Source organism: Citrobacter sp. RHBSTW-00599 (assembly GCF_013784065.1).
Taxonomy (GTDB): domain Bacteria; phylum Pseudomonadota; class Gammaproteobacteria; order Enterobacterales; family Enterobacteriaceae; genus Citrobacter; species Citrobacter braakii.
Genome location: NZ_CP056717.1, coordinates 2,973,469 through 2,993,928, shown reverse-complemented (window position 1 = coordinate 2,993,928; position 20,460 = coordinate 2,973,469). Strand labels below are relative to the sequence as shown.

The window sequence follows — 20,460 nt, the reverse complement described above, 5'->3', positions numbered from 1 at the left end:
ACATCAGTAACGCCGGATGCGCTGAGCATATCCGGCCTACGGATGTGTATTGTAGGCCCGGCAAGCGTACGCGCCTCCGGGCACTTATTTTAAGACGATTTACGTACGCGCAAATACCATTCGCACAGTAAACGCACCTGCTTACGCGTGTAGCCTTTTTCCATCATCCGGTCGACAAAATCGTCGTGTTTTTTCTGCTCGTCAGTTGAGGTTTTGGCGTTGAACGAAATGACCGGCAGCAGCTCCTCGGTATTGGAGAACATTTTCTTCTCAATGACCGTGCGCAGTTTTTCGTAACTGGTCCAGTTTGGATTGCGACCGCTGTTATTCGCTCTGGCACGCAGAACAAAGTTGACGATCTCGTTACGGAAATCTTTGGGGTTACTGATACCCGCCGGTTTCTCAATTTTCTCCAGTTCTGAGTTCAACGACTCGCGGTCAAACAACTGACCGGTATCCGGGTCGCGATACTCCTGATCCTGAATCCAGAAATCCGCATAAGTGACATAACGGTCGAAAATGTTTTGTCCATATTCGGAATAGGATTCGAGATAAGCCGTCTGGATCTCTTTGCCAATGAACTCAGCATATTTCGGGATCAGATAGCCTTTCAGGAACTCAAGGTAACGTTCTGCCAGCTCCTGCGGGAACTGTTCGCGCTCGATTTGCTGCTCCAGTACGTAGAACAGATGCACCGGGTTAGCTGCCACTTCGGCGTGGTCAAAGTTAAAGACGCGTGAGAGGATCTTAAACGCGAAACGCGTGGAAAGACCGTTCATTCCCTCATCGACCCCGGCGTAATCCCGATACTCTTGATAGGACTTCGCTTTTGGATCGGTATCTTTCAGGCTTTCCCCATCGTAAACGCGCATCTTCGAGTAAATGCTCGAGTTCTCAGGCTCTTTCAGGCGAGAAAGAATGGTAAAGCGAGAGAGCGTTTCCAGCGTGCCCGGTGCGCAAGGCGCATGGGTCAGCTCACTGTGGTTAAGCAGTTTTTCGTAAATTTTGATCTCTTCGGAGATCCGCAGGCAATAAGGCACTTTGACGATGTAAACACGGTCAAGGAACGCCTCATTGTTTTTATTATTACGGAACGTCACCCATTCGGACTCGTTCGAGTGGGCAAGAATAATTCCGTTAAACGGCAGGGCAGAGATACCTTCTGTCCCGTTGTAGTTTCCTTCCTGGGTTGCGGTCAGCAGAGGATGCAGCACTTTAATCGGTGCTTTAAACATCTCAACGAACTCCATAATCCCCTGGTTTGAGCGGCACAGTGCGCCCGAATAACCGTAGGCATCAGGATCGTTCTGGGCGTGGTGTTCGAGTTTACGAATATCCACTTTCCCGACCAGCGCAGAGATATCCTGGTTGTTTTCATCACCAGGCTCCGTTTTGGCAATAGCGATCTGCTCCAGAATAGACGGCCAGACTTTGACAACGCGGAATTTTGTAATGTCCCCGCCAAAATCATGCAGACGTTTTGCAGCCCAGGGCGACATGATCGTACCGAGATAACGACGTGGGATCCCATACTCTTTTTCCAGGATCTGCGCATCTTCCTGCGGGTTAAACAGGCATAACGGATGATCGTTTACCGGGCTACGCTCGCCGTTGGCGCTCAGGACATAAATCGGTACTCGCTGCATCAGCGACTTCAGCCGCTCAGCAAGAGATGATTTCCCCCCTCCCACAGGCCCCAGCAGATACAGAATCTGCTTCTTCTCTTCCAGACCCTGAGCCGCATGCTTCAAATAAGAAACAATCTGCTCAATGGCCTCTTCCATGCCATAAAACTCTTCAAAAGCAGGGTATCGTGCAATCACCCGATTCGAAAAGAGTCGAGAAAGACGAGGTTCGTGGGCAGTGTCGACCATGACAGGCTCACCAATAGCCATTAATAGCCGCTCTGCCGCATTGGCATAAGCGCTGCGATCTTGCCGACAAGTGGTAAGAAACTCCTGCAGCGTGAACTCTTCGTCCTTGGCAGCTTCATAACGCTGGCGATAGTGATCGAATATATTCATGGTATGCCGTCCTTTCGTTTTTTTAGCACATGTTAAGAGCCGTTCATATGAATAGTAGAGGCCCCTGAAGAGGTAAACTGAACGACGTCGCTGCTGAAGAAATAAGCAACTCTCATGCCATTGTGGTGGTCAGGAGATCAACGTATTCGGTGATACACCTTCTAAAATTAAGCGTAGATGGCATTTGCAAAACTTGCCTGTGTGCGCAAATGAATTTCAATGGCATATCAATAACTCATCAGCAAAAAAAGCATATCTTTTGTAAATCTATGGGGCAGGATTCATGCGGTGTTCACTGTCCTGCAAGCAAAATGTCATCACTCGCTGAGAAATTAGGGGGTTACATTCTGGGGCGAATCCGTAAAATAGTTGGGCTGAAGCGTATTGACGGTTAAACTTTGACCGCTACACATTTAAATAAGGAATTATTGACTGTGACCAAACTCAAACTTCTGGCACTTAGCGTGCTTATCGCCACTTCCGCTAACGTCGCACAGGCAGAGAGCAACCTGACGCTGGGCGCAGGCGTTGGTGTGGTTGAGCACCCTTACAAAGATTACGATAGTGACGTTTACCCGGTCCCGGTTGTGACTTATGAAAGCGATAACTTCTGGTTCCGTGGTCTGGGCGGTGGTTACTACCTGTGGAATGACGATACCGATAAGCTGTCGGTGATGGCCTATTGGTCGCCAATGTACTTCAAACCGGGTGACAGCGACGACAACCGTCTGCGTAGTCTGGATAAACGTAAGAGCACCATGATGGCTGGCCTTTCTTACATTCACAACACGCAATACGGTTTCCTGCGTACCAGCCTTGCAGGCGATACGCTGGATAACAGCAATGGTATTGTATGGGATCTGGCGTGGTTATACCGCTATACCAATGGCGGTTTGACGTTGACTCCGGGGATTGGTGTCGAGTGGAACAGTGAAAACCAGAATGAATACTATTATGGTGTTTCACGCCATGAATCTGCCCGTAGCGGCTTGCGTAGCTACGATCCTGAAAGCTCCTGGAACCCGTATCTGGAGCTCAGCGCAAACTATAACTTCCTGGGCAACTGGAGCGTATACGGTACTGCGCGTTATACCCGCCTGTCTGATGAAGTGACAGACAGCCCGATGGTGGACAAATCCTGGACGGGTCTGATTTCAACGGGTGTTACCTACAAGTTCTGATGCCACTGCGTGTCAAACACTAGCCCGCAGAGATGCGGGCTTTTTTGTGCATATCAGAGATGAATATTGATCCAAAACATGTGATTTGATTTTTTGTGCTGTTTTGGCATTACATCGGCCGCAACAAATAGTTAACGTATTTTTCCTGCCGCAATTACCAAAATTAAACCTGTTGTTTGATGAGACTGAAATCTATTCGTTTGTGAATGGAAGAGTATCTGTACAGTTTCACGAATCATTGTTCTGGGAGAGTGATTTCTGGTTGCGCAATATATTGATAATATTCTATTTTATAATCACGGTATAATTTTATCGTGAAACTCTCGCCACTAAAAATAGCAAGGTAACTATTTTATTATTGTTGTGTAACGATGAAAGTTAACTTTCATTTGAAAAAAATAAAATCATTAAGTTAATTTTTATTTTACATCTTTTAGGTATTTATCTGAAAAAATTAAAATTGACATTAAATAAGCGATTGCAGATATTACTCCAACTTAATAAGTAAAGACAGTAACGCTGCATGGCTCAGATATTAAATGTCATGTGGTTTTCTTGCGAATAAACCTGGTAGAGATAATGAAAAAGTTAATCATGATAGCAGTGATGGGTGGGATTCTGACGGGATGTTCCACCGAGGCTTCACGCATGAGTGCTTGCGAAAGCAAGGGCGTGAGCCGCGATGCCTGCTATATCGCTGAGCAAAACCGTCAGGCGACAATCAATGCCGTAGCTGAAAAACAAGCTATGGAGAACGCGCAAAACTTATATAACTCAAATGATACTAATTCCAGTCATCACCACAAACACAATAATTATTAAGGTGTAACTTATGAAGAAATTAATAATTATCGCTGTACTGGTCGCAACATCTGCTGCTGCACCAGCCTATGCCATCAGCGAGGCTTACCGTCAGCAGTTACAGCATGAACATAAAACGATGGTCAGCGATGCTGATGCTCCGCTGCAAGCCAGTAAAATCACACCCGTGAATGTGAATAAACTGGGCGTAGACTTTAAACGTGGCGCTGATGGTATTGCTTATATTAATGGCAAAGCTGCGGCAAATGATGAGAACAATGCAGACGCTCAGTCTTATAGCGCGGGCTTGATTTCCGTCATTGTCTATAAAAACGGGAAAATTAACGCGATGAAAGAGGGGAAATATTTAGGTCGCTTAAAATAACCGCAGTGCAGTTAAGATTTTCTGTCATTCGGCCCGGGAGCATTGTTTGTTCCCGGGTTTTTTATTGCTGTTGCCATAGCGGTCAACTTCCAATCTTAGAAGGTGCAATTTGTGCACCCTAACAGGACACATGCCAGTTGTTTTGCTTTACTGTGGTGCATTAACACAGGAGGGCGCGATGACAGCGAAACAGGTGATGTTTACAAAGCAGGTATCGCTGCCTGCTATTGGGCAGGGAACATGGTACATGGGCGAGGATCCTGGCCGACGCCGGGAAGAGGTTTCAGCGCTGCGGGCTGGTCTGGATCTCGGTCTGCGGTTGATCGATACCGCCGAAATGTATGCAGATGGTGCAGCGGAAGAGGTAGTGGGTGAAGCATTAATCGGGTGTCGTGATAGCGCTTTTTTAGTCTCGAAAGTATACCCCTGGAATGCCGGTGGTCAGAAAGCCATTGCCGCCTGTGAGGCGAGCCTGCGTCGACTAAAAACCGATTATCTGGATCTCTATTTGCTCCACTGGACGGGCAGTTTTTCATTTGCTGAGACCGTGGATGCCATGGAAGCACTCATTGCGCAGGGGAAAATCCGCCGCTGGGGCGTCTCTAATCTCGATTACGATGACATGCAGGCGTTATGGCAAGTCACAGGTGGGCGGGAATGTGCCACTAACCAGGTGCTTTATCATTTAGCATCGCGCGGTATTGAATATGATTTACTGCCGTGGTGCCAGCAGCAGCAGATGCCGGTCATGGCTTACAGTCCGCTGGCTCAGGCGGGGCGATTGCGCGGTGACTTGCTTTCTCACTCTGTGGTGAACGACATCGCGCACGCGCACAATGTTAGTGCTGCGCAGATTTTGCTGGCATGGGTGATCCGTCTGCCGGGCGTGATGGCGATTCCAAAAGCGGCAAGCATAGCGCATGTCGAACAAAATGCCGCCGCGCTGGAGATAACGCTCTCAGTTGATGAGCTGAAGCAGTTAGATAAGGCATATCCAGCGCCAAAGGGTAAAACGGCGCTGGATATGGCCTGATTTGCCGAATGGCGATGCTCACGCTTCTTATCCGGCCAACGCAATGTTTGGTAGGCCGGATAAGGCGCAAGTTCCGTCAGGCTACAGACACAATTTTAGCGTTTAGCAACGCGGATAGTTTGTGCCAGGCGTGATGGTTTTTCTTCGCGGGTTTTCTGCGGCGCGGTCGCGTAAGCCGTCTCTACGCAAACAAACGTTTTATAGCCGTCATCCGGCATGTCGCCCATGCTAACGGACAGCGCCGGACCCGGGTTCCAGCCCACGACATTCAGATGGTGGTGATGGACGACGTCGATATTGCGGTTGAGCGCATCATCATGGATAACGCTGCACGCTTGCGGATTCAGATAGACACGATCGGTGCGGTCCGGGAAGGTCTGGATACCATCAGCCAGCACATCTTCTTTAGCATCATTCACTTTGTCGATCAGGCGATCGCCAAGTCCACTGACTTTTACTGCCGCAATGTCACCGACGTTGAAATAGGTATGCAGCGCAGAGGTGGTTTCAAATTCACCGTGGGCTTCCAGTTCCATTTCACAGGTGGCACCTACTTTGAAACGGGCCAGCAGGCAGAACTCGTGCGGCCATAGCTGACGCGTTTCAGCGTTGCTTTGCAATTCAAACGTCAGCACCACGCCATTGTCGTCTTCATTGTGCGCTTTCAGCGTCCATGGCAGGTTGCGGGCAAAACCATGAGAAGGCAGGCCCTGCTGAGCAGCCGGACCAAACCACGGCCAGCAAATTGGTACGCCGCCACGCAGCGCTACGCCGGTTTTAAACGGGGTATTGTTACTTAGCCACAGGACTTCCTCTTCGCCGTTGGGTTTCCAGGAAAGAAGATGTGCGCCCTGCAGTGCGAAAGATGCTTTAACCTGTGGATGATCGACCACAAGAATCTCAAGTTCATCAAGCTGGCGGCGGGAGAGGACCGGGGTAATTTGTTCGATTACCGGAAGTGCAAAAATTTTATTAATCATTATGCAATCCTTTTTTTTACCCTAAATAATTCGAGTTGCAGGACGGCGGCAAGTGAACGATCCCGATGAGCTTACAGAAGTAAGTGATTCGGGTGAGAGAGCATTGCCAACACACCGGTAACTTGAAGTATGACGGGTATCTTCAGGCAAAAAAAAGAGCGACCTGAGTCGCTCTTACAGATTACTGTTTCATCTCAACTTATTTGGAGATGTGAGCAATCAGGTCCAGAACTTTGTTGGAGTAGCCGGTTTCGTTGTCGTACCAGGATACCAGTTTCACGAAGTTGTCGTTCAGTGCGATACCAGCTTTAGCATCGAACACGGAAGTGCAAACTTCACCGTTGAAATCGGTAGATACTACGTCGTCTTCGGTGTAACCCAGAACGCCTTTCATCGGGCCTTCGGAAGCAGCTTTGATTGCTTTCTTAATTTCTTCGTAAGAAGCAGCTTTTTCCAGACGAACGGTCAGGTCAACAACAGATACGTTCGGGGTAGGAACGCGGAACGCCATACCAGTCAGTTTGCCGTTCAGTTCTGGCAGTACTTTACCTACAGCTTTAGCAGCACCGGTAGAGGACGGGATGATGTTCTGGGATGCGCCGCGGCCGCCGCGCCAGTCTTTGTGAGACGGGCCATCAACGGTTTTCTGAGTAGCGGTGGTCGCGTGAACAGTAGTCATCAGACCTTCGATGATGCCGAAGTTGTCGTTGATAACTTTAGCCAGCGGAGCCAGGCAGTTAGTGGTGCAGGAAGCGTTAGAAACGATGTCCTGACCTTCGTATTTGTCAAAGTTAGCGCCTTTAACAAACATCGGAGTGTTATCTTTGGACGGACCAGTCAGAACCACTTTTTTCGCGCCAGCAGTGATGTGCTTACGAGCGGTTTCATCTGTCAGGAACAGGCCAGTAGCTTCAGCTACTACGTCAACACCAACTTCGTCCCATTTCAGGTTAGCCGGATCACGTTCAGCGGTAACACGGATTTTTTTACCGTTCACGATCAGATGACCGTCTTTCACTTCAACGGTACCGTTGAAACGGCCGTGAGTGGAGTCATATTTCAGCATGTAAGCCATGTAGTCAGCGTCTAACAGGTCGTTGATTGCAACGATCTCGATGTCAGAGCGTTCTTGAGCAGCACGGAAAACAATGCGACCGATACGGCCAAAACCGTTGATACCTACTTTGATAGTCATATATTCCACCAGCTATTTGTTAGTGAATAAAAGGTTGCCTGTAAAATTACAAAAACCTTACGCAGCGTCAAGCGGAATCGTGTCAATCATTGCGACAAATCAATCTGCTGCTTAAGCTTTGCGCAACTGACTCGCCTCACTCTTCCTTTGGGCTTGAAACCACATGGGGTCGGCGGCCCGAATTTTAAAGGGCAATCAAGATAAAAACGTGATTGTGATCACGAATTGCAGGCTGCCATTTCGCACGGATCAAGTTTAGAACAAAAGTTCGCACTCTGGTGTTAATGTTTTGTTAGAATCTGTCTCGCGATGTGAGTTTAGATAAAGCGAGATGTGAGCAAATGGCTAATCAACCTTCTCCAGAAGAACTAAAAAAAAATTTAACCGAAATGCAGTTCTACGTGACGCAGAATCACGGGACAGAACCGCCATTTACCGGGCGTTTGCTGCACAACAAGCGTGACGGCATCTACCACTGTTTGGTCTGCGACAAACCGCTATTTCGTTCCGAGACAAAATATGACTCTGGCTGCGGCTGGCCCAGTTTTTACGAGCCTGTCAGCGCAGAGGCTATCCGTTACATTAAAGATACTTCACACGGCATGCAGCGCATTGAAATCCGCTGTGGTAACTGTGATGCGCACCTGGGGCACGTCTTCCCGGATGGTCCGCAACCTACCGGTGAACGTTACTGCGTTAACTCAGCGTCTTTGAACTTCACCGATGGTGAAAACGGTGAGCAGACCAAAGGCTGAAGAAACGATTCAGCAAATTATTCTACGGAGAGTGGATTTAACATGAATCTTGATGAGATGATCAACAGCATGACGCCGGAAGTTTATCAGCGCTTATCAACTGCCGTTGAACTCGGAAAATGGCCGGATGGCGTGGCGCTAACGGCAGAACAAAAAGAGAACTGCTTACAGCTGGTGATGTTATGGCAGGCGCGAAACAATATTGACGCGCAGCATATGACGATTGATACCAACGGTGAGATGGTGATGAAGAGTAAGCAGCAGTTGAAAGTGGAGTTTGGTATTACGCCCGAACCCATTGCGACGTTTAAATCCTGATTACTCAGGCCCGGCAAACATCTATGTCGGGCCCGCAGTTGAAGTTATTTCTTGTTCATCATCGCCTTCAGATCGGCGAACGGATTATATTTCGCTTCGCCCACCGCTTTCTGTGCATCTTCGCCTGCAACCACCGTTGAACCATACTGGTCCGCTTCCGTATATTTGGAATGTTCGTGATCGTGGCAGTACAGGCACAACATTTCCCAGTTGCTACCATCTTCCGGGTTATTGGAGTGATCGTGATCGATATGGTGTACCGTCAATTCGCGCAAATTTGAATACACGAACTCACGGGAACAACGTCCGCAGACCCAGGGGAAGAGTTTAAGCGCCTTTTCCCGGTAACCGACTTCCAGACGGGCGTAATTTTTAGGGATAAAAGCCATAAAGCTCATGCCTCCAGTAGAAAATGAAAAGCTGCGCCAAAAGCTGGCGCAGCAGAATGCGATAATCATAACCTATTGTGTCAGGCGTTGGGATCAGTGTTTGATGCCTAACGAATCGGCTAACTGCTTAGCCAACTGGTTTTGGTCATCCGCACCGTATTCCCAGAACATGGCGCCTCCCAGCCCCTTGCTCTTGATGTAGTCAGCCTTGATCGCTACCGAGCGCGGGTTTTCATAAGAGATGGCAAAGAGCGCTTTTCCCTCCACAGACTGCACTGACAGCCACGGCACTTTTGCTTCATCATCCCAATGCTGGCTAAAGCGCTTTTGCGGATCGTTGATCAATTTCGCCACAATGTCGTTGTACTTCACATAGGTATCTTTGCTCAGATCGACGCCCAGTGATTTGAACAATTCAATTTGCGCGGGCCCGAAATAGGGCTGGGTAACAGGATTTTTCTGTGCGTCAGGTTTGCTCCAGTCAATGCCAGGCTCAACAGCGCGTTTCGGTACGCGACCATAAAAACCAATGCCCAGGTTCATCTGACTCGCTTTTAGACCGGCAGCAAGATAGTTGTTGACCACAAAATCAGCGCTGTACTTATCCGCCGCGGCGACTGTCGGCCATTGTGTCGAATCGTACAGGTTCGAGTTGAAATACTGCGTACCGTAAGCCATGTCATAGGTCATCAGGTTTATGTAGTCGAGCGACGGCGTAATGGCTTTCACATCCACCCAGCTTTTCGGGCTTTCCGCATTTGCGCCCACGGCGATGGTCAGTAGTTTTTTATGCCCCAATGCGGCGCGGAGCTCTTTTAACAGCGCGGTAAAGTTAGCTCGGTCGGCCGGTTGACTTTCGACCAGTCCCCAGGCGCCGTTGACCGGATATTCCCAGTCGAGGTCGATGCCATCAAGGCCATATTTCGCAATTATCTCCTGAGCAGACTGAATAAACACCGCGCGCGATTCTTTCGTTGCTGCCGCGCCGGAGAATCCACGAGCCCCCCAACCACCGACGGAAAGCAATACTTTCAGGTTCGGATTCTGTTTACGCAGCTGTGGAATTTTCAGTAAATCATCCTGCACTTTCGGTGAAAGCCAAATCTGATGCAGCTTACTGGCGTCTTTTAAGGCGTCATTGGTCTCGTCTTTTTCGTTGTTGTAGACAAGGCCAAACGAATAGTTGAGATGGGTTATCTGACGAACATCCAGTTTATTGATGTCACCACCAGGACCGGCAGTGACGTCGCCGCCACCATTGAAGTAGCCAACTGACATCAGTGAACTGGCGGAAACAACGCTGGCGCAAAGCAGGGGTAATGCTGCCAACAAAGGCAATAGTTTCATCGGTGTTCCTCTTTGACATTTAAACAAGCAAACACGCCACGGAAATGGCGTGGCGAAAAAAACAGCACCTGCAGGTTAACAGTTTCATAACAGGAAAAATGCGAAGGTGTTCACGTCATGTTGGCGAAGCGGCAAACCATTTCTGGTAGGTTGTATCGGTTGGGGCAAACATTACTGAGTGTTGACGCAAGTCCCTTTTCTGGCCTACAGATTTGCATACATGCACAAATTCAATAGGCCGGATAAGGCGTTTTAAAGTATTAGCGATGGGTTTCCAGCCAGTCATCAAGCGTATACAGCGTTGCGCCCGCTGCGGCCATTTCCATAAACGCCTCTGCACTGTCCTGGGGTTGAATATTGACGCCACGGCAGCCGTCGGTAATAACGCTGACGGTATAACCAAGATCGAGCGCATCCAGAGCGGTGAATTTAACGCAATAGTCGCTAGCCAGACCCATGATAATAAGCTCAGCAATACGGTGTTCGAGCAGCCAGGCGTTCAGCGCGGTTGCCTGACGACGACCGTTATCAAAAAATGCACTGTAACTGTCGACCAGCGGGTTCTCGCCTTTGGTGAAGGTTTTCGCTATTGCACGCTGGTTCAGCAGCGGATGCAGGGCCGCCCCTTCGCTGTTTTGCACGCAATGATCGGGCCAGAACGTTTGCGCCAGACCATCCAGTTGTCCCTGACTGTAGGGGGCGACCTGATGCTGGCTAGCAAAACTACCGTGATTAGCCGGATGCCAGTCCAGACTGGCAACAACCGTGTCGCCGCGTAGGGCGCACCAGTCAATCAGACGGTTGGCAATCTCGATTGTGCTGTCGCCTTGCGGAACAGCGAGAGCGCCGCCGGCACAAAAGTCATTTTGTAAATCGACCAACAGTAAGGCTCGGGCCATGGGCATAGACTCCTTTATTCGTCCGGGGTGAGCTCGCCGCGCAGATTTTGCGTCATTGCTTCACGAATGCTCTGCACATCCAGTCCCTGACTGAGTAAATAATGCAATTTGGTGAGCGTGGCTTCGACGGTCATATCCGCGCCGCCAATCACGCCAGCGTGGGCGAGGGCATTACCCGTCGCATAGCCACCCATGTTTACCTTGCCGGACATACACTGGGTCAGGTTCACCACCACAATGCCCCGCGAGCTCGCATCTTCAAGTTCTTGCAGAAACTCTTTATTTTGCGGTGCATTGCCCACGCCGTAGGAGCGCAAAATTAACGCTTTTACCGGCTGGCGCAGGAAGTTACGCACCACATCAGCGGAGATACCTGGGTAAATGGTGACTACGCCAATCGGTTGTGGAGTAATAGGATGAACAATCAGTTCACCTGCGCCGTGCGGTGCTGGCGGAGTTCCCAGTCGACGGATGTGGATCCCGGCTTCCAGTAGCGGCGCAAGGTTGGGTGAGGCAAAGGCGTCAAAGCCATCGGCGTGCGCTTTAGTGGTACGGTTGCCGCGAAACAGTCGATTGTTGAAAAACAAGGTAACTTCATTGATCGGGTAATTTGCCGCAACGTACAGCGCATTGAGCAGGTTGATTTGCCCGTCTGAACGCAGCTCTGCCAGCGGAATTTGTGACCCTGTCACGATTACCGGTTTACCCAGGTTCTCCAACATAAAAGAGAGCGCTGAAGCCGTAAACGCCATGGTGTCGGTGCCGTGCAGAATGACAAAACCATCGTAATCGTCGTAGTGTGCTTTAATGTCTTCCGCAATATGCTGCCAGTCTTCCGGCGTCATGTCGGAGGAATCCATCAACGGGACGTATTCGTGGATGGTGAAGTCTGGCATCTCCGGGCGGTGGAATTCAGGCATCAATGCCAGTTGACGCTGGAGATGACCAGAAACAGGAATATAACCCTGTTCTGAGCGCTGCATACCAATGGTACCGCCGGTATAGGCAACGTAAATCGATTTCTTTTGCATGACTTTTCTTCTGTCTCAATGAAAACCCCTCTTCATCCCGAAGAGGGGGCAATTGTTAGCGAACGTTGGCGCAGGTCAGGCAAAACGCATATCGGTTTTGCGGATCGTTAAACGCGGCCAGCTTATCGCTTTCCGCTTTAACTGCACTGGCCGCAGAAGCAAGCGGCGCCGGGAGCATGGCCTGAATAGCTTCGGGCAGCATGGCGCGAACGGAGCCTGACATGCTGTCCATTACCATATCGACGAATGTCGGTTCATCCTGATAATACGCAATGTGCCACTGTTTCAGCTTGGCAAGCTCAGCCGCTTTCGCGATGGCGTCGTCAAAATCACCGAGGCTGTCTACCAGTCCGTTGGCTTTCGCATCCTGACCGGTCCAGACGTGACCCTGCGCGATTTTGTCAATCTGCTCAGGGGTTGTCTTACGTGCATCCGCGACCAGCGTGATAAAGCGCTTATAGCCATTTTCAATGCTCAATTGCATCATTTGCTGCACTTCAGGCGGTAACGCTTTGGTGATGGAGATATCCGCCAGCGGGGAAGTGGCCACGCCATCGGTATGTACACCAATGGAATCCAGGCTGTTTTCTACGGTGTTGATCACACCAAAGATCCCGATTGAACCGGTCAACGTGCTGGGGTTCGCCACAATGTAACTGGCTGGGGTGGAGATCCAGTAGCCACCGGAGGCCGCCATGCCACCCATAGACACGACAACCGGTTTACCCGCCGCTTTTGCCGCAGCCAGCTCAGCACGAATGACTTCCGAGGCGCTGACGCTGCCACCAGGACTGTTCACGCGCAGAACAATAGCTTTCACTTTCGGATCGAGACGCGCTTCGCGGATTTGTGCGGCAGTGGTGTCGCCCCCCACATTTCCTGGGGTTTCTTCACCGTCCATAATCGCGCCGTTCGCAAAGATAACGCCAATGCTGTCTCCGGTATCCGCTGGCGTTTTCAGCGAATAATCGTAATAGCTGACGGCGCGATAGTTTTTATCCGCTTTGCTCCAGCCAAACTGTTTGGTCAGCATTTTTTCGACTTCGGCGCTGGAGGCGAGTGCATCCACCAGTTTGTTGTCGAGCGCATATTTCGCCGTATCTCCATCGACCTTCGTCAAACCGTCCAGCATCGCCTGTGCGCCTGGGAACACCTGTTGAGCTGGGATCTGGCGGTTGGCGGCGACCGTGTCGAGATAGTTCTGCCACAGCTCGCCGATCCAACGACTGTCGGCTTCACGCGCGGCAGGAGACATATCATCGCGGATAAACGGTTCTACGGCAGACTTATAGGTCCCGACGCGGAATACGTGCGTGGAAACTTTCAGCTTATCGAGCAGGGACTTGTAGTACAGACCGTTGGTGGCAAAGCCGTGCAGATCAACGGAACCCTGCGGAGAGAGGTAAATTTTGTTAGCAAAACTGGCGAGGTAATACTGCCCCTGGCTGAAGTTATCGCCCACGGCAAAGACCGGTTTACCGCTGTCGCGGAATTCCCGCAGTGCTTTGCCGATATACTGCATGGAAGGCTGGTCTGCCCCGGCAAAATTTTTCAGATCCATCACGATGCCGGTGATGTTGCGATCATCTTTTGCCTGGCGAATCGTATTCACGATATCGAACAGGGAGTTTTCCTGCAGACGATCGGAACTGGCGCCAAACAGCTGACGGCCAATAACGCTTAAACGACTGGTGCTCGAAGGCTTATCGACAATCACCCCGGAAATATCCAGCAGCAGCGCGCCTCGCTCAGCGTGTTCGCTGGTGTTGCTGCTGCTGACCTGCATCCAGATGCCCACGCCAACCAGCACCAAAAAGATGAAGAACAGGTTAAGCACAAATTCACGGACGAAATTGAGTAATCGCCATGTCCATTTAAAAAATCCGGCAATAAATCGCCACAGGGTTCGCATGTATTCTCCCTACCAATTAACAACACGCCACCCCGAAATCCCGGAGAAAGGCGATAAGATGAGGCTATCGTAATGACCCGACAGGCACTTGTCAGCAGGAATCACCGCCTGTGCTGTAACAAAATCCGCTCACGTGTTAATTTTGTGAACAAATTTCATTGTTGGAGTTAAGCAAATGGATGCACTCGAATTACTTATGACCCGTCGTAGCGCCTCTCGTCTCGTCGAACCGGCCCCGGCAGGAGAACAACTGCAAAATATTCTGCGTGCGGGATTGCGCGCGCCAGACCACAAAACGCTGCAACCGTGGCAATTCTTTGTCATTGAGGGCGAAGGGCGTGAACGCTTTGCCGCCGTGCTTGAAAAAGGCGCTATTGCATCTGGCAGCGATGAGAAGGCCCAGGAAAAAGCGCGCAGCGCGCCGTTTCGCGCACCGCTGATTATTACCGTGGTGGCGAAATGTGAAGCAAACGACAAGGTTCCGCTATGGGAACAGGAAATGTCTGCCGGTTGTGCGGTGATGGCCATGCAGATGGCTGCCATTGCCCAGGGCTTTGGCGGTATCTGGCGCAGTGGCGCATTAACCGAAAGTGAGGTCGTCCGCGAAGCGTTTGACTGTCGCCCACAAGATAAAATCGTCGGTTTTCTCTATCTGGGCACACCACAGTTGAAAGCATCCACGACGATTACCCTTGCCGATCCGAGCGCATTCGTCCGTTATTTCTGATATCAACGGCAAAACTGTCTGGATTATGAGCAAAGGCACCCGAATTCAGACAGTCACTCTTACCACATCATGGAATGAGCGCTACCATATCCGGATTGCAATGACAGGAGATGTCCATGAGCGAGCAAGCTATTCGTTTAACGCAATACAGCCACGGAGCCGGTTGTGGTTGTAAAATTTCCCCGAAAGTGCTGGAAACCATCCTGCACAGCGAGCAGGCGAAGTTTATTGATCCAAACTTACTGGTGGGTAATGAGACCCGCGACGACGCGGCTGTATACGATCTGGGGAACGGCACCAGCGTAATCAGCACCACCGATTTCTTTATGCCGATTGTCGATAATCCGTTTGATTTTGGCCGCATCGCCGCCACCAACGCCATCAGCGATATTTTCGCCATGGGCGGCAAACCGATTATGGCAATTGCTATCCTGGGTTGGCCGCTTGATAAGCTGGCGCCGGAAATCGCCCGCGAAGTAACCGAAGGCGGACGCTTTGCCTGCCGTCAGGCGGGTATCGCGCTGGCGGGGGGGCACTCTATCGATGCCCCTGAGCCTATCTTTGGTCTTGCGGTAACCGGCGTTGTTCCAACTGAACGCGTGAAGAAAAACAGCACCGCCGAGGCGGGATGCAAGCTGTTTTTGACCAAGCCTCTGGGTATTGGTGTCCTGACCACCGCAGAGAAAAAATCGCTGCTGAAGGACGAGCACAAAGGGCTGGCGACGGAAGTGATGTGCCGGATGAACATTGCCGGGGCGGCATTTGCCGATATCGACGGCGTGAAAGCCATGACCGACGTTACCGGTTTTGGGCTGCTGGGGCATCTGAGCGAGATGTGTCAGGGGGCCGGCGTTCAGGCGCAGATCGTCTACCAGGCAATTCCTAAGCTGCCAGGTGTTGAAGAATACATCGCGCAGGGCGCGGTGCCGGGCGGTACCCAGCGTAACTTTGCCAGCTACGGACACCTGATGGGGGAAATGCCGCAGTCGGTTCGCGATCTGCTCTGCGATCCGCAAACTTCCGGTGGTCTGCTGTTAGCGGTAACGCCGGAAGCTGAAGCCGAAGTTAAAGCGGCAGCGGCGCAGTTTGGCATCGACCTCACCGCCATTGGTGAGTTAGTGGAAGCTCGTGGCGGTCGCGCCATGGTTGAGATCCGTTAACTCGATGCGGTTGTTTATTGCCGAAAAACCGAGTCTGGCGCGCGCTATCGCCGATGTGCTGCCGAAGCCGCATCGCAAAGGTGACGGTTTTATCGAATGCGGAAACGGGCAAGTGGTGACCTGGTGTATTGGTCACCTGCTTGAGCAGGCGCAGCCAGATGCCTACGACAGTCGTTATGCTCGCTGGAGTCTGGTTGATCTGCCGATTGTCCCGGAAAAGTGGCAACTGCAGCCGCGTCCCTCGGTGACCAAACAGCTCAACGTTATTAAGCGATTTTTGCATGAGGCCAGTGAAGTCATTCACGCAGGTGACCCCGATCGTGAAGGACAGCTGCTGGTGGATGAAGTGCTGGATTACCTGCAACTGGCCCCTGAAAAGCGCCAGCAGGTGCAACGCTGCCTGATTAACGACCTCAACCCGCAGGCCGTCGAGCGGGCGATTGAGCGTCTGCGCGCCAACAGTGAGTTCATCCCCCTTTGCGTGTCGGCACTGGCGCGAGCGCGGGCGGACTGGCTGTACGGTATCAACATGACGCGCGCTTATACCATTCTGGGGCGTAACGCGGGCTATCAGGGCGTACTTTCGGTCGGGCGCGTGCAAACGCCGGTGCTCGGACTGGTTGTGCGCCGCGATGAAGAGATTGAAAACTTCGTTGCCAAAGACTTCTTCGAGGTGAAAGCGCATATCGTGACGCCCGCCGATGAGCGGTTTACCGCTATCTGGCAGCCGAGCGAAGCGTGTGAGCCGTATCAGGATGAAGAAGGGCGCTTGCTAAACCGCACGTTGGCTGAACACGTGGTAAATCGCATTAACGGTCAGCCGGCGATCGTCACCAGCTATAACGATAAACGGGAATCAGAATCCGCGCCGCTGCCGTTTTCGCTGTCGGCGTTGCAGATTGAAGCGGCGAAACGCTTTGGCTTAAGTGCGCAAAACGTTCTGGATATCTGCCAGAAGCTGTATGAAACCCATAAACTGATCACCTATCCGCGTTCGGATAGCCGTTATCTGCCGGAAGAACACTTTGCCGGACGTCACGCGGTGCTGAACGCGATTAGCGTCCATGCGCCGGATCTGCTTCCGCAACCGGCGGTCAATCCCGATACGCGAAACCGCTGTTGGGATGATAAAAAAGTGGATGCCCACCACGCCATCATTCCAACCGCGCGCAGTTCGTCCATCAACCTGAACGATAATGAAGCGAAGATATACAACCTGATTGCCCGTCAATATCTGATGCAGTTTTGCGCGGATGCGGTATTCAGGAAGTGCGTTATTGAGCTGGATATCGCGAAAGGTAAGTTTGTCGCCAAAGCCCGTTTTCTGGCTGAAGCTGGATGGCGTACGCTGCTAGGCAACAAAGAGCGCGACGAAGATAACGACGGGACGCCGCTGCCGGTGGTGGCAAAAGACGACGAACTGCTGTGCGAAAAAGGCGAAGTGGTTGAACGACAGACCCAACCTCCGCGGCACTTTACCGATGCCACGCTGCTGTCAGCGATGACCGGAATCGCGCGCTTTGTGCAGGATAAAGATCTGAAAAAGATCCTGCGCGCAACGGACGGACTGGGAACGGAAGCGACGCGCGCCGGGATTATCGAGCTGCTGTTTAAGCGTGGTTTCCTGGTGAAGAAGGGGCGCTATATCCATTCTACCGATGCCGGAAAAGCGCTGTTTCATTCGCTGCCTGAAATGGCGACGCGCCCGGATATGACCGCGCACTGGGAATCGATCCTGACCCAAATCAGCGAAAAGCAGTGTCGATATCAGGATTTCATGCAGCCGTTGGTGGGGACGCTGTATCAACTTATCGATCAGGCGCGCAGCACGCCGGTACGACGCTTCCGTGGTATTGCCGCACCGGGTAGTAGTGGTGGTGACAAGAAAAAGAGCGCGCCGCGTAAACGCACGGCGAAAAAAAGCCCGCCATCTGAAGAGGCGGGCCTGTAATGCGCTCTTAGGCTGGATAAGGCATGTGTGCCGCATCAAGCCGACGGGAACAATAGATCTGAATTAAATCACACCCTGGCCCAACATCGCGTCGGCAACTTTCACGAATCCCGCGATGTTGGCGCCACGTACGTAGTTGGTTTGCTTGCTTTCGCCGCCGTACTCGACGCAGGCATGGTGAATATCCAGCATGATGTGGTGCAGGCGTGCATCCACTTTCTCCGCTTTCCAGCCCAGACGTGCGGCGTTCTGCGCCATTTCCAGACCGGATGTCGCTACGCCTCCCGCGTTGGCCGCTTTACCCGGCGCGAACAATACACCCGCTTCCAGGAACAGATCGGTGGCCTCGATGGTGGTAGGCATGTTTGCCCCTTCGGCGACAGCCTTCACGCCGTTGGCGATCAGTACACGTGCCGCATCGACATCAAGTTCGTTCTGGGTGGCGCACGGCAGGGCGATATCCACCGGAACCGACCACGGCTGTTGGCCTTCCAGATAGGTCAGGCCAAATTCGCGGGCGTAATCCGCCACGCGGCCGTCGCGGCTGTCTTTGATCGCGCACAGACGCGCCAGTTTTTCTTTGGTAAATCCGCTTTCGTCGACCACAGTTCCGCTGGAGTCGGAGGCGGTGACTACTCGCGCGCCAAACTCCATGGCTTTCTCAATGGCGAATTGCGCCACGTTACCGGAACCAGAGATGGCCACGCGCATGCCTTCAAAGCCCAGGCCATGGCGTTTGAGCATCGCTTCGGTGAAGTACACCAGACCGTAGCCGGTAGCTTCCGGGCGAATCAGGCTGCCGCCGAAAGAGAGACCTTTACCGGTAAAGACACAGGCGCTGTTGTTGGACAGTTTTTTCATCATCCCGGCCATAAAGCCGACTTCACGACCGCCTACGCCGATATCGCCCGCTGGAACATCGGTATCGGGTCCTAAATGGCGGAACAGTTCGGTCATCAGCGCCTGGCAGAAACGCATGATTTCGCCTTCGCTTTTACCTTTCGGATCGAAATCGCTCCCGCCTTTACCCCCGCCCATTGGCAGCGTGGTGAGGGCGTTTTTAAATGTTTGCTCGAAGCCAAGGAATTTCAGGATCGACAGGTTCACGGAAGGGTGGAAACGCATCCCGCCTTTGTATGGGCCAATGGCGGAGCTAAACTGCACGCGCCACGCGCGGTTGACCTGCACCTGATTGCGATCGTCCAGCCAGACGACGCGGAACTGGATCACGCGCTCCGGTTCAACCAGACGTTCCAGCAACGACATCTGACGATAACGCGGGTTTTGCTCGAGGAAGGGCCACAGTGTCGTCATTACCTCACGAACGGCTTGCGCGAACTCGGTCTGATTCGGGTCGCGCTTTTGTACATGGTTAAGGAATGACTCCAGAGAACGTGTCTGATCCATAGATATAAGTACCTCTTATGTATTGATATGGTTATATTTTTGATTTTTGTGTTAAGTGTTTTGCAGTTTTTGACTATAACATCAGCAGTGTGACGGGACGCAAGAAAAAATTAACCGCGCTAAGTAAATTAATATTGCGGCGTGGGTCATAACCAAAAGCGATGATGGCAAGGGCTAAAGTTTCTGCCGGTTTATACCGTTATACTGAGCATAACTGTCAGTCAAAAAGGAAAGAATATGCGCCGTATAATCATGGCAGGAGCGTTGGTACTGGTGTCCAGCGCGACGCTGGCAAATCAGCTTTATCGCCCGGACGTGCAGGTGAATGTCCCGCCGGAAGTGTTCAGTTCCAGCGGTCAGCGGGCGCAACCCTGTAGTCAGTGCTGTATTTATCAGGATCAAAACTACTCAGAAGGGGCGGTGATTAAAGCGGACGGCGTTTTGCTTCAGTGCCAGCGCGATGATAAAACGATCAGCACGAATCCGCTGGTCTGGCGTCGCGTAAAAGGATAAACGCTTCTAATAGCGGGATATCGGCAGGCGCCAGCGGATAACGCAGCGCCTCTTCGGGTGAACACCAGACGATATCCTGATGTTCATACACTTTCAGCTCCCCCTGATATGACGGTACATGCCAGGCATGTAAGTGAATGAGTCGGCCTGAAACCTCGCGTTGATGGCTGGCAATGTAGCGCCCAACGACCGCCTCGATGCCCAACTCTTCACGCAGTTCACGGATCAGCGCCTCTGGCTGACTTTCCCCCGGCTCAACCTTACCGCCAGCAAACTCCCACATACCTGACTGATCCGCATGCTGCGGGCGTTGAGCCAGTAAAATTTTGCCATCACGTTCAATGATAGCGGCGACCACGTCGAGGGTTTTCATTATATTCATCAATATCTAACGGCAGAAAATGACATACTATCGTTATCTTTGTTTTATCTAAAGTATTCAGGAGCCACCG

General features: G+C 51.6%; 20 protein-coding genes. 10 read left to right on the top strand and 10 right to left on the bottom strand.

Translation table 11 applies throughout. The features are described 5' to 3' along the window. Positions 1-89 precede the first annotated feature (89 nt). Positions 90-2,024 (bottom strand): protein kinase YeaG, encoded by a 1,935-nt coding sequence (gene yeaG / locus HV243_RS14750; protein WP_016152810.1) that lies wholly within the window; start codon positions 2,022-2,024, stop codon positions 90-92. 434 nt (positions 2,025-2,458) lie between these two features. Between yeaG and HV243_RS14745 the strand changes: the two genes are divergently transcribed. From HV243_RS14745 to HV243_RS14730, 4 genes are all read left to right on the top strand, one after another. Continuing rightward, positions 2,459-3,205, top strand: coding sequence for a MipA/OmpV family protein (locus HV243_RS14745; protein ID WP_016152811.1), 747 nt, complete (start codon positions 2,459-2,461; stop codon positions 3,203-3,205). 579 nt (positions 3,206-3,784) lie between these two features. Continuing rightward, entirely contained in the window at positions 3,785-4,027 is a 243-nt protein-coding gene (locus HV243_RS14740) for a hypothetical protein (RefSeq protein ID WP_053389182.1), read from the top strand. 10 nt (positions 4,028-4,037) lie between these two features. Then, a complete protein-coding gene (locus HV243_RS14735; protein WP_053389181.1) occupies positions 4,038-4,391 on the top strand; it encodes a hypothetical protein in 354 nt (117 codons plus the stop codon). 178 nt (positions 4,392-4,569) lie between these two features. Continuing rightward, positions 4,570-5,424 (top strand): aldo/keto reductase, encoded by an 855-nt coding sequence (locus HV243_RS14730; RefSeq protein WP_019076612.1) that lies wholly within the window; start codon positions 4,570-4,572, stop codon positions 5,422-5,424. Between the two features lie 95 nt (positions 5,425-5,519). On the opposite strand, the gene HV243_RS14725 is transcribed toward HV243_RS14730, so the two are convergent. Further along, positions 5,520-6,404, bottom strand: a complete 885-nt coding sequence (locus HV243_RS14725) for a D-hexose-6-phosphate mutarotase (RefSeq protein ID WP_016156308.1) — start codon at positions 6,402-6,404, stop codon at positions 5,520-5,522. A gap of 199 nt (positions 6,405-6,603) precedes the next feature. Next, positions 6,604-7,599, bottom strand: coding sequence for a glyceraldehyde-3-phosphate dehydrogenase (gapA, locus tag HV243_RS14720; RefSeq protein WP_003030697.1), 996 nt, complete (start codon positions 7,597-7,599; stop codon positions 6,604-6,606). Between the two features lie 341 nt (positions 7,600-7,940). Here gapA and msrB point away from each other — a divergent pair, with 341 nt between their 5' ends. Together msrB and HV243_RS14710 are read left to right on the top strand one after the other, a co-directional pair. Further along, entirely contained in the window at positions 7,941-8,354 is a 414-nt protein-coding gene (msrB, locus tag HV243_RS14715; protein WP_016152816.1) for a peptide-methionine (R)-S-oxide reductase MsrB, read from the top strand. Positions 8,355-8,396: 42 nt separating this feature from the next. After that, positions 8,397-8,672 carry a YeaC family protein gene (locus tag HV243_RS14710; protein ID WP_016152817.1) on the top strand — a complete coding sequence of 92 codons (276 nt, stop codon included), beginning with the start codon at positions 8,397-8,399 and terminating at the stop codon, positions 8,670-8,672. Positions 8,673-8,716: 44 nt separating this feature from the next. Here the strand turns inward: HV243_RS14710 and yajD are convergent, their stop codons facing one another. From yajD to sppA, 5 genes are all read right to left on the bottom strand, one after another. Next, on the bottom strand, positions 8,717-9,061 hold the full coding sequence (gene yajD, locus HV243_RS14705) for an HNH nuclease YajD (RefSeq protein WP_003832478.1): 345 nt from the start codon (positions 9,059-9,061) through the stop codon (positions 8,717-8,719). A 93-nt stretch (positions 9,062-9,154) separates the two neighbouring features. Next, positions 9,155-10,408, bottom strand: a complete 1,254-nt coding sequence (locus tag HV243_RS14700; protein WP_053389180.1) for a glycoside hydrolase family 18 protein — start codon at positions 10,406-10,408, stop codon at positions 9,155-9,157. A 260-nt stretch (positions 10,409-10,668) separates the two neighbouring features. Next, entirely contained in the window at positions 10,669-11,313 is a 645-nt protein-coding gene (gene pncA / locus HV243_RS14695) for a bifunctional nicotinamidase/pyrazinamidase (protein ID WP_100250055.1), read from the bottom strand. Between the two features lie 8 nt (positions 11,314-11,321). After that, on the bottom strand, positions 11,322-12,338 hold the full coding sequence (ansA, locus tag HV243_RS14690; RefSeq protein ID WP_016156311.1) for an asparaginase: 1,017 nt from the start codon (positions 12,336-12,338) through the stop codon (positions 11,322-11,324). A 55-nt stretch (positions 12,339-12,393) separates the two neighbouring features. Beyond that, positions 12,394-14,250 carry a signal peptide peptidase SppA gene (gene sppA, locus HV243_RS14685; RefSeq protein ID WP_016156312.1) on the bottom strand — a complete coding sequence of 619 codons (1,857 nt, stop codon included), beginning with the start codon at positions 14,248-14,250 and terminating at the stop codon, positions 12,394-12,396. A gap of 175 nt (positions 14,251-14,425) precedes the next feature. On the opposite strand from sppA, the gene HV243_RS14680 reads away from it, so the two are divergent. The 3 genes from HV243_RS14680 (at position 14,426) to topB (ending at position 18,088) form a co-directional block, all read left to right on the top strand. Further along, the gene (locus HV243_RS14680) at positions 14,426-14,977 is read left to right on the top strand and encodes an NAD(P)H nitroreductase (RefSeq protein ID WP_053389178.1); all 552 of its coding nucleotides are present in this window, start codon (positions 14,426-14,428) and stop codon (positions 14,975-14,977) included. 116 nt (positions 14,978-15,093) lie between these two features. Then, positions 15,094-16,137 (top strand): selenide, water dikinase SelD, encoded by a 1,044-nt coding sequence (gene selD / locus HV243_RS14675; RefSeq protein ID WP_053389177.1) that lies wholly within the window; start codon positions 15,094-15,096, stop codon positions 16,135-16,137. A gap of 4 nt (positions 16,138-16,141) precedes the next feature. Continuing rightward, the gene (gene topB / locus HV243_RS14670) at positions 16,142-18,088 is read left to right on the top strand and encodes a DNA topoisomerase III (protein ID WP_019076618.1); all 1,947 of its coding nucleotides are present in this window, start codon (positions 16,142-16,144) and stop codon (positions 18,086-18,088) included. A 63-nt stretch (positions 18,089-18,151) separates the two neighbouring features. On the opposite strand, the gene gdhA is transcribed toward topB, so the two are convergent. Beyond that, the gene (gene gdhA / locus HV243_RS14665; RefSeq protein ID WP_053389176.1) at positions 18,152-19,495 is read right to left on the bottom strand and encodes an NADP-specific glutamate dehydrogenase; all 1,344 of its coding nucleotides are present in this window, start codon (positions 19,493-19,495) and stop codon (positions 18,152-18,154) included. 237 nt (positions 19,496-19,732) lie between these two features. On the opposite strand from gdhA, the gene HV243_RS14660 reads away from it, so the two are divergent. Then, on the top strand, positions 19,733-20,008 hold the full coding sequence (locus HV243_RS14660; protein WP_047358604.1) for a YnjH family protein: 276 nt from the start codon (positions 19,733-19,735) through the stop codon (positions 20,006-20,008). On the opposite strand, the gene HV243_RS14655 is transcribed toward HV243_RS14660, so the two are convergent. Further along, positions 19,968-20,381: a pyrimidine (deoxy)nucleoside triphosphate diphosphatase gene (locus HV243_RS14655; RefSeq protein ID WP_047358605.1), complete on the bottom strand. Its 414-nt coding sequence runs from the start codon at positions 20,379-20,381 to the stop codon at positions 19,968-19,970. The two genes, HV243_RS14660 and HV243_RS14655, sit on opposite strands and share 41 nt — an antisense overlap. Positions 20,382-20,460 lie beyond the last annotated feature (79 nt).